This window comes from Devosia elaeis, assembly GCF_001650025.1.
GTDB classification, from domain to species: Bacteria; Pseudomonadota; Alphaproteobacteria; order Rhizobiales; family Devosiaceae; genus Devosia; species Devosia elaeis.
This window is the reverse complement of the sequence record NZ_LVVY01000081.1, coordinates 85,682-100,884: the sequence shown is the minus strand read 5'-3', so window position 1 is coordinate 100,884 and position 15,203 is coordinate 85,682. Positions and strand designations below refer to the sequence as shown.

General features: G+C 65.7%; 16 protein-coding genes. 6 read left to right on the top strand and 10 right to left on the bottom strand.

The features are described from left to right. Window positions 1-152 precede the first annotated feature (152 nt). The gene (locus A3840_RS09540; RefSeq protein WP_067455414.1) at window positions 153-776 is read left to right on the top strand and encodes a DNA-3-methyladenine glycosylase I; all 624 of its coding nucleotides are present in this window, start codon (window positions 153-155) and stop codon (window positions 774-776) included. Here A3840_RS09540 and A3840_RS09535 read toward each other — a convergent pair. Beyond that, on the bottom strand, window positions 773-1,210 hold the full coding sequence (locus tag A3840_RS09535; RefSeq protein ID WP_067455411.1) for an FKBP-type peptidyl-prolyl cis-trans isomerase: 438 nt from the start codon (window positions 1,208-1,210) through the stop codon (window positions 773-775). The two genes, A3840_RS09540 and A3840_RS09535, sit on opposite strands and share 4 nt — an antisense overlap. A gap of 439 nt (window positions 1,211-1,649) precedes the next feature. Here A3840_RS09535 and A3840_RS20255 point away from each other — a divergent pair, with 439 nt between their 5' ends. Continuing rightward, entirely contained in the window at window positions 1,650-2,234 is a 585-nt protein-coding gene (locus tag A3840_RS20255) for a transglycosylase SLT domain-containing protein (protein WP_082903782.1), read from the top strand. A 354-nt stretch (window positions 2,235-2,588) separates the two neighbouring features. Here the strand turns inward: A3840_RS20255 and A3840_RS09525 are convergent, their stop codons facing one another. Next, entirely contained in the window at window positions 2,589-2,975 is a 387-nt protein-coding gene (locus A3840_RS09525; protein WP_131798292.1) for a response regulator, read from the bottom strand. Window positions 2,976-3,177: 202 nt separating this feature from the next. Between A3840_RS09525 and polA the strand changes: the two genes are divergently transcribed. From polA to A3840_RS09510, 3 genes are read left to right on the top strand one after another with little or no spacing between them, the layout of a single operon-like run. Then, window positions 3,178-6,096: a DNA polymerase I gene (polA, locus tag A3840_RS09520; protein WP_067455407.1), complete on the top strand. Its 2,919-nt coding sequence runs from the start codon at window positions 3,178-3,180 to the stop codon at window positions 6,094-6,096. Then, window positions 6,093-6,881 (top strand): aminoglycoside phosphotransferase family protein, encoded by a 789-nt coding sequence (locus tag A3840_RS09515; protein ID WP_245676584.1) that lies wholly within the window; start codon window positions 6,093-6,095, stop codon window positions 6,879-6,881. Before polA ends, A3840_RS09515 begins: the two co-directional genes overlap by 4 nt. Window positions 6,882-6,919: 38 nt before the next feature. Beyond that, window positions 6,920-7,435: an AAA family ATPase gene (locus A3840_RS09510; protein ID WP_067455405.1), complete on the top strand. Its 516-nt coding sequence runs from the start codon at window positions 6,920-6,922 to the stop codon at window positions 7,433-7,435. A gap of 11 nt (window positions 7,436-7,446) precedes the next feature. Here the strand turns inward: A3840_RS09510 and A3840_RS09505 are convergent, their stop codons facing one another. Further along, the gene (locus A3840_RS09505) at window positions 7,447-7,656 is read right to left on the bottom strand and encodes a hypothetical protein (protein WP_067455403.1); all 210 of its coding nucleotides are present in this window, start codon (window positions 7,654-7,656) and stop codon (window positions 7,447-7,449) included. A gap of 127 nt (window positions 7,657-7,783) precedes the next feature. Between A3840_RS09505 and A3840_RS09500 the strand changes: the two genes are divergently transcribed. Continuing rightward, window positions 7,784-8,044 carry a hypothetical protein gene (locus tag A3840_RS09500; RefSeq protein ID WP_067455400.1) on the top strand — a complete coding sequence of 87 codons (261 nt, stop codon included), beginning with the start codon at window positions 7,784-7,786 and terminating at the stop codon, window positions 8,042-8,044. A 9-nt stretch (window positions 8,045-8,053) separates the two neighbouring features. On the opposite strand, the gene tsaE is transcribed toward A3840_RS09500, so the two are convergent. From tsaE to A3840_RS09465, 7 genes are all read right to left on the bottom strand, one after another. After that, complete coding sequence (gene tsaE / locus A3840_RS09495) at window positions 8,054-8,488, bottom strand: tRNA (adenosine(37)-N6)-threonylcarbamoyltransferase complex ATPase subunit type 1 TsaE (protein ID WP_067455397.1); 435 nt, start codon at window positions 8,486-8,488, stop codon at window positions 8,054-8,056. A 131-nt stretch (window positions 8,489-8,619) separates the two neighbouring features. Next, the gene (locus A3840_RS09490) at window positions 8,620-11,019 is read right to left on the bottom strand and encodes a sensor histidine kinase (RefSeq protein WP_165603162.1); all 2,400 of its coding nucleotides are present in this window, start codon (window positions 11,017-11,019) and stop codon (window positions 8,620-8,622) included. Window positions 11,020-11,505: 486 nt separating this feature from the next. After that, window positions 11,506-12,909 (bottom strand): adenosylhomocysteinase, encoded by a 1,404-nt coding sequence (gene ahcY / locus A3840_RS09485; protein WP_067455392.1) that lies wholly within the window; start codon window positions 12,907-12,909, stop codon window positions 11,506-11,508. 110 nt (window positions 12,910-13,019) lie between these two features. After that, the gene (locus A3840_RS09480) at window positions 13,020-13,532 is read right to left on the bottom strand and encodes a DUF2937 family protein (RefSeq protein ID WP_067455389.1); all 513 of its coding nucleotides are present in this window, start codon (window positions 13,530-13,532) and stop codon (window positions 13,020-13,022) included. Between the two features lie 354 nt (window positions 13,533-13,886). Further along, a complete protein-coding gene (locus A3840_RS09475) occupies window positions 13,887-14,186 on the bottom strand; it encodes an HPr family phosphocarrier protein (RefSeq protein ID WP_067455386.1) in 300 nt (99 codons plus the stop codon). Continuing rightward, on the bottom strand, window positions 14,186-14,590 hold the full coding sequence (locus A3840_RS09470; protein WP_067455383.1) for a PTS sugar transporter subunit IIA: 405 nt from the start codon (window positions 14,588-14,590) through the stop codon (window positions 14,186-14,188). The genes A3840_RS09475 and A3840_RS09470 overlap by 1 nt, the downstream gene beginning before the upstream one ends. A gap of 142 nt (window positions 14,591-14,732) precedes the next feature. Continuing rightward, a complete protein-coding gene (locus A3840_RS09465; RefSeq protein ID WP_067455380.1) occupies window positions 14,733-15,200 on the bottom strand; it encodes an HPr kinase/phosphorylase in 468 nt (155 codons plus the stop codon). Window positions 15,201-15,203: the final 3 nt, after the last annotated feature.

The following is a 15,203-nucleotide window of genomic DNA, read 5'->3' as shown; positions in this document are numbered from 1 at the left end:
CGCGCCCCGCCGCGATTGCGGCCATGGCCAAGGGCATGGGTGCCATCGGCGCGGCGCCTTGTTGCTGCTGACAGGACCTGACAGCTCTTTTCGATTTCCATGCAGCGTGCGAAACCTGGCGCGGACAACGCGTGCCGATGGGGGGCGATCCGATGCAGACGATTGAAGGGCCCGATGGCCGGCCTCGATGCCGCTGGTGTGCCGGCGCGCCGGAATTCCTGCCCTATCACGACGAGGAATGGGGCTTCCCGGTCGGTGATGATCGGCTGCTTTTCGAAAAGCTGGCGCTGGAAAGCTTTCAGTCGGGCCTCAGCTGGCGCACCATCCTCAACAAGCGCGAGGCCTTTCGCGCCGGCTTTGCCGGCTTCGAGATCGATAAGGTGGCGGCCTTTGCCGAAGCGGATGTCGAGCGTCTCCTGGCCGATGCGGGCATCGTGCGCCATCGCGGCAAGATCGAGGCCGTCATCAACAATGCGCGCCGCGCCCGCGAGCTGATCGCCGAGGCCGGTTCGCTGGCCGCCTTCGTCTGGCGCTATGAGCCGGAAGCGCCGGGCCTGCCGCAGAGCCGCAGCACCGCGCCGGAATCTGTGGCCTTGTCCAAGGCGTTGAAACAGCGCGGCTGGCGCTTTGTCGGCCCCACCACCATCTTCGCCTTCATGCAGGCCATGGGCCTGGTCAATGACCATGCCGAAGGCTGCATCAGCCGGGACAAGGCGAGCGCCCTGCGCGCTGCGTTCACCGTGCCGGGCCGCCAGGCCCGCGGCGGGCGGCTCTAGGCCGCCTTCACCACCTCGACCAGTTCGACGTCGAAAACCAGGTCCTGGCCGGCCAGGGGATGATTGGCATCCACGGTCACGCTCTGCGCATCCATCCCGACCACGGTGATCGGCAGCATGCCGCCATCGGCGGTGCGGGCCTGCAATTGCGTACCCACCTTGAGTTCGATGCCATTGGGCACCTTGGCGCGGTCCAGCCGCTGCACGGCTTCCTCGCGGCGGGGGCCGTAAGCGGCGGCGGCCGGAATGGTCACGGTGCTCTTCTCGCCGGTCTGCATGCCGGAGACATGCGCCTCCAGCCCGCTGATCACCTGGCCCTGGCCGAGGGTGAATTCGAGCGGCGCCCGGCCCTCGGAGGAATCGAACTGGGTGCCGTCGACGAGGCGGCCGGAATAATTGATGCGAACGATGTCGCCGTTCTGGGCAATGGCCATGGGACGAGCCTTTCGGGGAATTCTTGTGGCCCCCGCCTTGCGGCGGCCGTTCAAATCAGCCGCGCCGGACCTCATGGGGGAGATCGATCGGGTTTCGGGCGCGGCGGCGAGGGGTTAGTCTAAGGCCATGAGCCTCGATGTAAACCTCTGGCTCGCCCGCCCCGCTCTTCCGGGCCTTCCGGCATCCTGCCCGGCCAATGGGGCTTGCCGCGCCGTCGCATTTCCGCCATTAAGCCGCCCTGATTGACCACTAGAGCATCGCAGTCGCGTTTCCTGTGGGGATCGTTCGGCGCTCCGGGGCATCGGGGGAAAATTCGGGGATTGGTTTTCCGAAACGGCGATGCACCGACACCCAGTTTGGGCGGTTCTGGCATTCGAGGGATGCGAGGCTGCCGCGACCGCCCGGCGGGGGAGGGCGGATTGAAGGATTGCCCGTAAAATGCCCAACGCCACCCGGCCGCTATCCATTCCCTTCATCGCCGTTCTGGCCCTGACCATGGCCGGCTGTTCGGTGGCAGGCATCAAGCCCTTGCCCGGCAATCGCACCAGCGCCAGCGCCGCCATTGCCAGCGTGGCGCCCACGATCCCCGAAACCCGGGCGGGCCATGTGCCGCCCGCCGCCGCCGTGCCCCGCGCCGGCGACGATCTCGTCATGGCCTATGCCGGCAGCCCCCGCGGCGCGCTCGATGGGCTCATCGCCCATTACGCCACCCAATATGACGTGCCCGAGGCGCTGGTGCGCCGGGTCATCGTGCGCGAAAGCGGCTATAATCCGGCGGCCCGCAACGGCCCCTATTACGGCCTCATGCAGATCAGCCACGCCACCGCCCGCGGCATGGGCTTTTCGGGCGAGCCTTCCGCCCTGCTCGATGCCGAGACCAATCTGCGTTATGCGGTGCGCTATCTCGCCGGCGCCTATATGACGGCCGGCGGCAACGAGGATCGCGCCGTCCAGTTCTATGCCCGCGGCTATTATTACGACGCCAAGCGCCTGGGCCTGCTGCAGAAGAGCGGGTTGCGCTGAAGCCCGCTTTGGCCGCACGCGGCGTCCGCTGAACCGGCCCTGGAGCGGTTCACATTGAGCTGGGATCACGGCTCTTTTGCTTTGCTCACCCTTAAGAGAAGGGTTTGAGGGAAGGGGGGCTATCAGGGCATAGCTGAACCCACCCACCAACGGCTCGTCACCCTCGGGCCTGACCCGAGGGCGTTTGCCATGCGCCCAAACGAAGACCCCTCGGGTCAGGCCCGAGGGTGACGAGCCCGATTGGGTTAAATACCCCTAAAACAGTCCATATTGAGCTGGAATCGCGGTTCTTTGCTTCCCTCCCCATACGAGGGAGAGAGCGATAGAAATGTGTCCGTTTGCACGTGAGATGATCTAGCTCGGCACGGCGCCGAGCAATTCCTCGATTTTCGCCCGCAATTCGTCCTCCCGGAAGGGCTTTTCCAGCCGGGGCAGGGTGCACGCGATCCCTTCGGGCAATTCGGCATAGCCGGTGGTCAGCAGCACATTGAGGCGCGGATAGAGCGCCAGCGCGGCCTCGGCCAGTTCCACCCCGCTCATGCCGGGCATGGAAAAATCGGTGACCAGCACATCCACGTCGGAGCGGGCCTCGAGGATCGCCAGCGCCTCGCGGCCCGAAAAGGCCTCCAGCGCCATGTAGCCAAGGTCGCTGAGCTGGTCCACCATGTTGAGCGTAATCAGGGCATCGTCATCGACCACCACAATGGTGGCCTTGTGGCCCTGTGTCGGGCTCGCTGTCACGAAATGTCCTTTCGGCTGCACCAGCCGGTTCACGGAAGCGGGCCGCCCGCATTCCTAGGCCAAGTGAGGCTAGCCTATGAAAGTGGCGAAGTTGGGTCCAGTGGGAAAAGTCCCACGCCTGCTGACAGGTCCGGACGAAAATGGGTGCCATCCTGGCGGGCGAGGCGGTAAAGTCCCCGCCGTTAACAAGAGGAATCGTCTCATGCATCTGCTGCTCGTCGATGGCTCGGGCTATATCTTCCGCGCCTTCCACGCCTTGCCGCCCTTGAGCCGCAAGTCGGACGGGCTGCCGGTGGGCTGTGTCCAGGGCTTCTGCAACATGCTGTACAAGCTGACGCAGGACATGGATGGCGGCGAGGCCCCCACCCATATGGCCGTCATCTTCGATGCCAAGGGCAAGACTTTCCGCGACGATATCTATCCCGATTACAAGGCCCAGCGCCCGCCTGCGCCCGAGGAATTGGTGCCCCAATTCCCGCTCACCCGCTCGGCCACCCGCGCCTTTTCCATCCCCTCCATCGAAATGGAGGGGTGGGAGGCCGACGACATCATGGCCACCTATGCCTGCATGGCGCGCGATGCGGGGATGAAGGTCACCATCGCCTCCTCGGACAAGGATCTGATGCAGCTGGTCGAGCCCGATGGCTCCATCCGCCTGCTCGATACCATTCCCCGCCCGGGCCAGCCGCCCCTGCGCTGGATCGGCCCCGACGAGGTCTTCACCAAGTTCGGCGTCACCCCCGACAAGGTCATCGACGTGCAGGCGCTCTGCGGCGACAGCGTCGACAATGTCCCCGGCGTGCCGGGCATCGGCGTCAAGACGGCGGCCGAGCTAATCAATACCTATGGCGATCTCGAAACCCTGCTCGAGCGGGCCGGCGAGATCAAGCAGAATGCCCGCCGCGAAAAGCTGATCGCCAATGCCGAGCTCGCCCGCATCTCGAAAAAGCTGGTGACGCTGGAGCAGAAGGTGCCTGTCGAGATCGATCTCGATGGCCTTGCCCGCCAGCCGATCAATCCGGCGACGCTGTTTCCCTTCCTAAAGGCGATGGAATTCGCCACCATCACCAAGCGCCTGGCCACGGTGCTCGATGCCAATCCGGATGATTTCGAGCCCGACCCGGAGCTCAGGGCCGGCGGCACCAGGGATGTGGGGGCGCCGAAGAAATCCGCCGACCTGTCCGTCGCCAAGGCCAAGCTCGCGGCCAATGTCGTGCCCGGCACCGGCCCGGCCCGCCACGCTGCCGAGGAGCATGCGCGCGTCAAGGCCATCCCGGTCAATTACGATGCCTATGAGATCGTGACCACGCCCGAGCAATTGGCCCATTGCATCGAAAAGATCATGTCACGCGGCCATGTCGCCATCGATACCGAGACCACCGGCCTCGATCCGCAAATGGCCGATATCGTGGGCATCTGCCTGTCCACCGAGATCGGCGAGGGCTGCTATATTCCGGTCGGCCATGCCAAGCCCGGCGATCTTCTGGGCGGCGGGGGCCCGGTCGAGGGGCAATTGCCCATCGGCTTCGTGCTCGACAGTTTGAAGCCGGTCCTCGAGGATCCCTCGATCCTCAAGATCGGCCAGAACACCAAATATGACATGGAAGTCTTCGCCCGCTACGGCATCGCCATGGCGCCGATCGACGACACCATGCTCATCTCCTATGCGCTGGATGGCCCGCAATATAACGGGCTCGACGTGCTGGCCGACCACTGGCTCGGCCACAAGACCATCACCTTTTCCGAGCTCGCCGGCACCGGCAAGAACCAGAAGACTTTCGACCAGCTCGAAATTCCCGCCGCCGCGAAATACGCCGCCGAGGACGCCGATATCACCCTGCGCCTCTGGCATGTGCTGAAGCCGCGCCTCTCCGCCGAAAACGCCACCGCGCTCTATGAGACGCTGGAGCGCCCGCTCGCCCCGGTTCTCGCCCGCATGGAAGCGCGCGGAATCATGGTCGATCGGCAGATCCTGGCCCGCCTCTCCGGCGATTTCGCCCAGCGCGCCGCCGCCTTCGAGGCCGAGGCACATGGACTGGCCGGGCAGAGCTTCAATCTCGGCTCCCCCAAGCAGCTGGGCGAAATCCTCTTCGACAAGATGGGGCTCGAAGGCGGCACCAAGACCAAGACCGGCGCCTGGGCGACCGGCGCGGGCGTGCTCGAAGACCTGGCCCTGAAGGGCATTCCGCTGGCCCGCACCATTGTCGATTGGCGCCAGCTCACCAAGCTCAAGGGCACCTATACCGATGCCCTGCCCACCTATATCAATCCGCGCACCGGCCGGGTGCACACCTCCTACAGCCAGGCCTCGGTGCTCACCGGGCGCCTTTCCTCCAACGATCCGAACCTGCAGAACATCCCGGTCCGCACCGAAGACGGCCGCAAGATCCGCACCGCCTTCATCGCCCCGCCGGGCAAGGTGCTGGTCTCGGCCGACTATTCCCAGATCGAATTGCGCGTCCTCGCCCATATCGCCGATATCCAGGCGCTCAAGGACGCCTTCGAGGAAGGGCTCGACATTCACGCCATGACGGCGTCCGAAATGTTCAATGTCCCGGTCGAGGGCATGCCCAGCGAAGTGCGCCGCCGCGCCAAGGCCATCAATTTCGGCATCATCTACGGCATTTCCGCCTTTGGCCTCGCCAACCAGCTCGGCATCGCCCGCGGCGAGGCGGGCGATTACATCAAGACCTATTTCGAGCGCTTCCCCGGCATCAAGGATTACATGGATGCCCAGCGCGCCAAGGTGAAGGTGGATGGCCACGTCACCACCATTTTCGGCCGCAAGATCCAGTTCCCCAACGCCAATTCCGGCAATCCCAGCGAACGCAGCTTCGTGGAACGCGCCAGCATCAACGCCCCCATCCAGGGCAGCGCCGCCGACATCATCCGCCGCGCCATGATCCGCATGGAAGGCGAGCTGGCAAAGGCGGGCGTCGAAGCCGACATGCTGCTGCAGGTCCACGACGAACTGATCTTCGAAGTGCCGGAAGGCACGGAGAACGACGCCATCCCGGTGATCAGGAAGGTCATGGAAGGCGCAGCGGAGCCGGCGGTTCGGCTATCCGTGCCGATCCAGGTGGACGCGCATGCGGCGAAAAATTGGGACGAGGCGCATTGACCGCGGAGGACGGCGAACTCCTCCCCGGCGGCGGCCGTACCGCAGTGCGGCGCATCGGCGATGTCGTCCACCGCGACACCGGCCCCTGGGCGCCCGCCGTCCACGCCCTTTTGCGCTTCCTTGAAGCGGAAAGGTTCAGCGGCGCCCCGCGCGTCGTCGGCACTGGCTTCGACCAGCAGGGCCGCGAAACCCTCACCTATCTGCCCGGCGCCTCGCCTCATCCCGGCCCTTGGCCGGACGAAGCCCATTTCGCGCTCGGCGGGATGTTGGCGGAGTTCCACCGGCTCAGCGTGCGCTTCGTGCCGCCAGCCGGGGCTGTCTGGCGCGACTGGTTTGGTCGCGCCCTTGGGGACGGCGCGCGCCTCATCGGCCATTGCGATCTGGGCGATTGGAACATTCTGGCCGAGAACGGTCGCCCGACAGGCTTCATCGATTGGGAACAGGCCGGGCCGGTCGATCCCATGGTGGAGCTGGCCCAGCTCTGCTGGCTCAATGCCCATTTGTTCGACGACGATCTCCAAGCCCGCCTGGGCCTCGCCCCGGCCGCCACCCGCGCCCGCCATTTCCGGGCCATCGTCGATGGCTATGGCCTGCCGGCCGGCGCGCGGGAAAGGCTGGTCGACACCATGGTCATCCTGGCCCTCCATGACAGCGCCAACGAGGCGGTCGAGGCGGCTATCACGCCGGACAGCACCGCCCCGGTCGAAGCCTTGTGGGCCATGGCGTGGCGGGCCAGAAGCGCCGCCTGGATGGATCGGCACCGAACCCTTCTGGCGCGCGCCTGATTGCGCGAACGGCGCTTTTGGTCCATGCACTACCGATCATGACCGCCCCGCTCTACATCATCACCGGCGCCATGGCCGCCGGCAAATCCACCATCGCCAAGGCGCTGGTGCAGCGCTTCGAAAAATCCGCCCATGTCGGCGGCGATGCCTTTCTGCGTATGATCGTGCGCGGCGGCGCGGTCATGGGGCCGGTGCTGGATGCGGAGGCGCTGGCGCAATTGCATCTGCGCCAGGATATCGCCATGGACGCAGTGCGCCGCTTCGTGGGCGCCGGCTTCACCACGATCTATCAGGATATCCTGATCGGCGCCGATTTCACCCGCGTCACCACCGCCCTGGCCGATCTGTCGCCGCGCATCGTCGTGCTCAATCCCGATGTGGCCACCCTGGCCCAGCGCGACCGCGACCGCGCGAAAACCGGTTATGGCGACCATTTCCCGCCCGACGTGCTGGCCGGGGCGCTCAACCGCGACACCGAGCGGCGCGGGCTCTGGATCGATTCCTCCGGGCTCGGCGTCGAGGCGGTGGTGGAAGAGATCCTGGCCGCCTGGTAGGGCTTTGGGGCCTATTTGTTGGTCCGCCCGCGCTGGCGGGGATTGATGCTGCCATCGCCCCGCGTATCGTTCATCACATCGCCCTCGATGGTGTTCTCGCCCGCTTCGTCCTCGAAGATCGCGTCCTGCTGGTCGATGCCTTCGGTGGTCTGGCCGATCCCGGGATTGCGCTTGAGGTCCAGGTCGTTGGGCTGGCGGGTCTTGGGATGGTTGTTGGACATGGTTTCCTCCGTCTCGCCCTCATGGGGTCAATCGCGCGGCGGGGCAGGGGTTGCGCCGGCACCGATCACGATTGGCAACCCGCGCGCCCCTCGTCCGTTGGCCCAGCGAGGGCATGAGGAGACGATCATGGTCCAGCAGAGCAATCACGAAACCCGCGGCACCGAAAAGGTCACCCAGGGCCCGCGCACCCGCGAGCAGCAGCAGGCGATTATCCAGAAGCGCGAGCGCAGCGACGGCATCGATGTCGATCCCCGGCGCAAGTCGCTGGCCGAAGCCCGCGAGGATGTGGAGCAGCCCGCCGGGGAATACGAGATTTCCCATGGCGACCGCTCCATCCGGCGCGGTGCCAACCAGGAAAGCGAACACCACAAGCGTCGGCAGGATTGAGGCCGGCCGCTAGGCGCCGGGCCGCGTCACCCGCGCATGCCGCCCGGCGCCGCCCGGCGGAATGTCCAGGTCCACTTGCAGGGTCACCGCGTCCAGCACCTGCGGCGCCCGCTCCGCCCATTCCACCAGCACGATGGCCTCCGGATCGTCGAGCAGGCCCAGTTCGTCCGCTTCGGCGGCATCGGCCAGCCGGTAGAGATCGGCATGCAGCACCGGCCCGCGCCCCGTCTCATAGGGCTGGATGATGGCGAAGGTGGGCGAAGGCACCTCCAGATCGGGATCATCCGCCAGGGCCCGGATCACCGCCCGCGCCAAAGCCGTCTTCCCCGCACCCAGATCGCCCGCAAGGCTCACGACATCCCCCGGCCGCAATTGGGCGGCGAGCGTGGCGCCGAAGGCCGTGGTGGCGTCGTCATCGGGGAGGAAGGTCTGGCTGCTTTTCATCTCATGGCTCCGGCCCATCCTCTAGCCGGTCGCGCCGGTTCTGTCGCCCCCTCGCCCCTCGGAGGAGAGGGCGGGGTGAGGGGTGAAGGCTTTTCAGCAGGAATGCGAAACGGAACCTTCCGGCGCCGGCCCTATTCCGCCACGCCTGCCAGCGCCGAATTCATCGGCAGGTTGACGATGATGCGGCTGCCCTTGGGCTCGCGCCTTTCCGCCGAAATCGTGCCGCCATGCAGGTTGACGAAGGTGCGCACGATGGAGAGCGCCAGGCCGGCGCCGCGCTGGCGTCCGCCCGTCTGCGGCGCGTCGAGCCGGGTGAGGATCGCCGCCTTCATCTCGTCGGTAATGCCCGGCCCCTCGTCCTCGATGACGAAGAGCATGCGGTCGCCGCGATGCGACACGGCCAGCCGGATTTCCCCGCCCGGCGGCGAGAAGCGCGCCGCATTGGACAGGAGGTTATAGAGCACCTGCACGATGCGCGTGCCGTCGGCGGTGAACTGGGGCAGGCCGGGCTCGATCTCGATCACCAGGTTGGGCGCCTCCCCGGCCACTTCGGGGAAGGTGGCGGCAATCCCCGCTTTGGCCTTGTCGATCAGGCCGGGCACGTCCAGCACTTCGGGATTGAGCTCGGCAATGCCGGCATCGACCGAGGCCAGGTCAAGAATATTGTCGATCAGCACGCCCAGCGTGACGGAGGAGGCGCGGATATAATCGATATAGTCGCGCTGCCTGTCGTTGAGGCTGCCGCCCTCGGTGCCCGAGAGCAGGTCGGCAAAGCCGATAATATTGGTCAGCGGGCTGCGCAATTCATAGGAGACGTTCTCCACGAACGCGTCCTTCAGCCTGTCGGCGGCCACCAGCGCGTCATTGCGCTCCTTGAGCACCTTGGAATAGGAGGCGCTTTCGGTCACGTCCAGGAAGGTCATCATCGTCTGCCCGTCGGGCAGGCGGGTAATGGCATAGTCGATCAGCCGCCCGTCCGAACGGTTGATGCGCCCGGTGCGGTCGGTGCGCGTGGGGTTGAGATCGACGATGGAGCGCTTGAGGTCGCGCCAGATGCTGGCCCCGTCCTCGGGAATGGCCACGCCGCTGGCCTCGGCCAATTGGTCGATATGGGGATTGGCGCCGAAGGCGTTCATCGGCAGCTTCCACAGCTTGGAAAGCTGCGGATTGGACAGGGTCAGCCGCCCATTGGTGCCGAAAACCGCCACCGCTTCGCTGAGCGCATTCATGCTTTCGCGCAGCACATTGGTAAAGCTGCGATTGGTGCTTTCCAGCGCCAGCCGCTCGGTCAGGTCCTCGAAGACATAGATGACCCCGCCATTGGGGCCGGCCGGGGCCGAAATCACCTTGATCGTGCGGCCATCCGGCAGGTGCCAGGGTTCGGCCTCGAAAGGGGTCTGGCGGCCATAGCTCTCCAGGTGCTTGGCGCGCCAGGTATGGTAATCGACCTGGTTGGGCAGCATGCCCAGCGTGCGCAGCTTGTCGAGAATGGCGCGTTCGTCCAGTCCCGGCGCCAGGAAGGAGCGGTCCAGGTTCCACAGCCGCGCATAGGCCTCGTTGAACTGGGTCAGCTCCCGCCGTGCATTGAAGATGGCGATCGGGGTGGCCAGGGCGTCGATAATGCCCCCGATATGGGCCAGGCCCGCCTCGGCGGGCTTGGCCGTGTCGAGGGGTTTGAGATAGCCGGCGCTGCCGGCGGGCAGGGGCGTCTCGACCAGTTCGAACCGGCCTTGCCCGGCCAGGTCCAGTTGCGCCTGCGCCGCGCCCGGAGCGGCCTCGGCGATTTCCACGGGCCGGGTCTCGGTACAGGCCTTGCCCAGGGCCCGGGCCAGCGCGCAATAGGCGTCATTGGCATAGACCAATTGGCCCTCGCCATTGCGCAGGAAGGCCGGCTGCGCCAGCAGGCCCAGAATGGTGCGGGCGCCCTCGAGATCGCCTGCGGCGGCCTCGGCCGCGTTGTCGGCCAGCAGGGCCGCCTCGTCGCCGGGCTGGCTGAAGGCGGGGCGCAGCCGCAGCGCCGCGCCATTGCCCATGGCCCAGCCGGTGGCGCGCACCAGCTTGCCGTCCTGCGTGCGCAGGCTGGTGGCAAAGCCGCGCCCTTGCAGGCGCAATTCGTCCAGTAGCGTGGCCATGCGATTGGCCTCGGCGGCGCCCAGCCAGGTATGCAGGTTGAGCACGCTTTGCGGCTGCCGCCCGGCCGGCAGCACGGCGCCCGATTGTCCCAGGATGCGCGGGCTGCCCTGGCCGCCCCACAGAATGGTCAGCTCGCTGCCGCCCGAAATCAGGTTCTCATATTCGTCGACCAGCGCCCGCAGATCGGCGATCTGCTCGGCGGCCCGGCGGCGCATGGTGCGATTGTCGGTCAGGATGGTGCGCAGCACCGCCATGGACAGCAGGGCGAAGCCGCCCGCGCCCAGCGCGATGGCCAGCGGGGCAATGCCGCCCAGACTTGCCGGAACGAAACCCTGGGCCAAAGCGGGGACGGCCGTCATCAGGGTAAGGGGGGCACTGACAAGTGCCGCGAATCCCATTTGCTTCCGGAGCCGATCCGGCGCCATGACTGCCCTCTTTCGCTCGATTGTGCTGAAAACCCGGCCGGGAGAGGCCGGTACGCCACTGCAGGACGGGCACCCGACGCAGGATCCGAATGGTCCCGGCTGCCCCTCGTGGATTGCGTGTCCCCTTGCAACCCGAATCACTAGACCATAGCGGGCACTGGAATCGGGAAAAAGAGTCTTCGTGGCTGTGCGTTGCGGGCAAATGTGGCGGAAGGCCCTTGACCCCGGGAACGAAACAGAAACCTTTAAAAAGCGTAAAAGCCCGGCGCACTGGCCGGGCTTTTCGCAGATTTTTTTATTCGAGCCGGTTTATGTCCCCACCGGCTGTCATCCCGGCGCAGGGCGGTACCCGCCTTGTCGTCATTGCCGGGCTTGCCCCGGCAATCCATTTCGCCGAGGCATGGACCACCGGGACAAGCCCGGTGGTGACGATAGACCGGTGGGGTTGAACGCAGGCCTTTAATACCGATATTCGCTCGACTTGAAGGGGCCGTCCACGGTGACGCCGATATAGTCGGCCTGCGCCGGGGTGAGCTTGGTCAGCTTGGCGCCCAGCTTGGCCAGGTGCAGTTCGGCGACCTTCTCGTCGAGATGCTTGGGCAGCACATGCACCTTCTTCTCGATCTTCTCGCCATTGGTCCAGAGCTCGATCTGGGCCAGGGTCTGGTTGGAGAAGCTGGCCGACATCACGAAGCTCGGATGCCCTGTGGCATTGCCCAGGTTCACCAGCCGCCCCTCGGACAAGAGGATCAGCCTTTTGCCATTGGGCTGCTCGATCAGGTCCACCTGCGGCTTGATATTGGTCCACTTGAAATTGCGCAGGCCCAGCACGTCGATCTCGTTGTCGAAATGGCCGATATTGCAGACGATGGCCATGTCCTTGAGATTGCGCATGTCGTCGACCATCAGCACGTCGCGATTGCCGGTGGCCGTCACCACGATATCGGCGCGATGCGCGGCCTCTTCGAGGGTGACGACCTCGAAGCCTTCCATCGCCGCCTGCAGGGCGCAGATCGGGTCGACCTCGGTCACCAGCACGCGGGCCCCGGCGCCGCGCAGCGATTCCGCCGAGCCCTTGCCCACATCGCCATAGCCGCAGACGATGGCCACCTTGCCGGCCAGCATCACGTCGGTGCCGCGGCGGATGGCGTCGACCAGGCTTTCGCGGGTGCCATATTTGTTGTCGAATTTCGACTTGGTCACCGAGTCGTTCACATTGATGGCCGGGAAGGGCAGCTCACCCTTGGCGTGGAGCTGGTAGAGCCGCATCACGCCCGTCGTCGTCTCTTCCGACACGCCGCGGATATTGGCGCGGATGGCCGAATAGAATCCGGGATTCCTGGCCAGGCGCTTCTTGATGGTGGCGAAGAAGATTTCCTCTTCCTCATTGCCCGGCTTGTCGAGAATGGCGGGATTGGTCTCCGCCTTGGCGCCCGTCAGCACCAGCATGGTGGCGTCTCCGCCATCGTCGAGGATGAGATTGGGCGTGCCGCCATCGCCCCATTCCATCATCCGGTCGGTGAATTCCCAATATTCCTCGAGGCTCTCGCCCTTGTGGGCGAAGACCGGAATGCCGGCGGCGGCGATGGCGGCGGCGGCGTGGTCCTGGGTGGAGAAGATATTGCACGACACCCAGCGCACATCGGCGCCCAGCGCCACCAGCGTCTCGATCAGCACTGCGGTCTGCACCGTCATGTGCAGCGAGCCGGCAATGCGCGCGCCCTTGAGCGGCTGGGCCGCGGCATATTCCTGGCGGATCGCCATCAGGCCCGGCATTTCGATCTCGGCGATGGAGATTTCCTTGCGGCCGAAATCGGCGAGGGCGATGTCCTTGACCGCATAATCGGTCGGGCTCTTGGTCATGTCGGGCTCCAGCAGGATTTTGTCTTGCGCCTTCTATACGGGAGCCGTTCCTGCCGATCAATGACGGACATAAAGAGTTTGTTATATCTCCGACCCGATGGCGCGGTCCGTCACGCACGGTAGATCCGCCCCTGCGGGCGCCGGCGGAAGGGCAGGGCGCAGAAGCGCACCAATCCCGACAGGATCAGATAGCCCAGGATGAACCCCGCCCCGGCATAGAGCACGCCTTCCATGGTGACCGGCACGGCCGGCCGGTAATGCTCCAGCGTCCGCCGCCCGATATCGGTGTCGATATAGGCCGGCAGCGATCGCAGCCGCTCCACCGGCCCGGCGCCCTGGATGCGCGCCAGCGTCTCGCTCAGATCGGCATAGCGGGCAAAGGTCAGCGCCATGCTGTCGCCGCGCCCGGCCAGGAAGCTGTCGCTGGAGGCGGCGTAGCGGGCCAGGGCCGCCTGCCGGTCCATGCCGCCGGCCTGGGCCGCGCGGTCGAAATCCTCGGTGATGACACGCAATTCGTCCACCGCCCCGCCCAGGCGCTGGGTATATTGCTGCGCATATTCGGGAAACTGACTGAGGCTCGCCGCCAGCGCGATACCGCCCAAACCCGCAATCAATCGCCGCATCCAGCCGGTCTCCCCTGCACGGGTTCATTATGCATCGGCGAAACGGCAAGAAAAAGTCAGGGCCCGGAAGCGTCATCGCTGAGGTCTTCTTGGGCCTGGTTCGGAACCCATCCGTCGTCATTGCCCGGCTTGTCCGGGCAATCCACTTCTGCAAACAGCCAATGGCGCCCGGATCACCCGGACAAGCCGGGTGATGACGATTGGGGGGGATATTTCGCCCAGGGCGATCTCCGGATGCGGTCTCCTGAGCCTGTCGAAGGACGGGGTCGGGAACACCGCGCTAGCGACCTCGTGGTTCGACAAGCTCACCATGAGGTCTGGTCGCTATCGGCGCTTCATCGCAGCGCGGCCAGCCTAAGCCTCCGCCCCGTCCACATCCTCGTCGAACCCGTTATTGACCAGTTCGGTAATGGCCTCCAGCGCCTCGCGCGCCTGCTTGCCGCTGGCCTGCACCAGGATGGTGGCGCCCGGCCCGGCGCCCAGCATCATCAGCCCCATGATGGAATTGCCCGCCACCGAGGTGCCGTCCTTGACCACGTTGATGGTGGCGTCGAAACATTCCGCGGTCCGCACGAAGCGCGCCGAGGCGCGCGCATGCAGGCCCTTGCGGTTGAGAATCGTCATCTGCTGGGCCAGCGCCCTGCTTGCATCCATTATCCGGCACCGCCCAATACGGCATTGGCCACCGTGATATATTTCTTGCCCGCTTCCTGGGCAATATGGACCGCTTCTTCCATGCTCATCTCGCCGCGCACCCGGCCGAGCTTGACCAGCATGGGCAGGTTGACCCCCGCGATCACTTCCACATTGCGGTTCTGCATCACCGAGATGGCGAGATTGGACGGCGTGCCGCCGAACATGTCGGTGAGGATGATGACGCCGGCGCCGCTATCGGCCCGATCGATGGCCTTGAGGATGTCCTCGCGGCGCATTTCCGCATTGTCGTCGGGGCCGATGGCGATGGCTTCGATATAATCCTGCGGCCCCACTACATGTTCCATGGCCAGCTTGAACTCGTCGGCGAGCGCGCCATGGGTCACCAGAACCAATCCGATCATGCACATTCCCCAGAAGGTCGACGCTTATCCATAGGGGGGCCGCGTCGGCGCTTGAGCCCTCGTTTCACCTTGCCGTCGGGTGCAGGCAGGTAAGCCGGGCACAGTCTTGTACCCAAGGTTGGCCGTTGCAAGCGATAAATTGTCACGTCTTGGTGGCTTCCAGGCTTGCGCGAACCGCTTCGACCACCAGCAATTCCTGGTGGCCCAGGCTGACCACCCCCGCCTGCGGCACCGGCGCGCGCGCCAGCACATGGCCGAACAGCTCGGTTTGCAATTCCTCCTCCTCCACCAGGCGGATGAGGTCGGGCACCAGGTCGATGACCAGGTCCAGGCGCGCGCGCTGCTTGTGCGGCCGGCTGACGATGCCGCGCCCGCGCAATTCGATCAGCCCCGCCAGGCTCGGCGGCGCCAGCATGGTCAGCGTCGTGCCGTCGTCCAGGATATCGACCCGGTCGTCCGCCACGAGAAAAGCCGGCTGCCCCCGCCCTTCCCAGCGGTCCAGGAGTGCCATGGATAGAACCGATTTCCCGGCGCCCGAGGGGCCGCGCAGCAACAATCCGGTCTCTCCCAGGACCAGTCCGGTCCCGTGTACATTGTGGGGCTTGCTCATGCG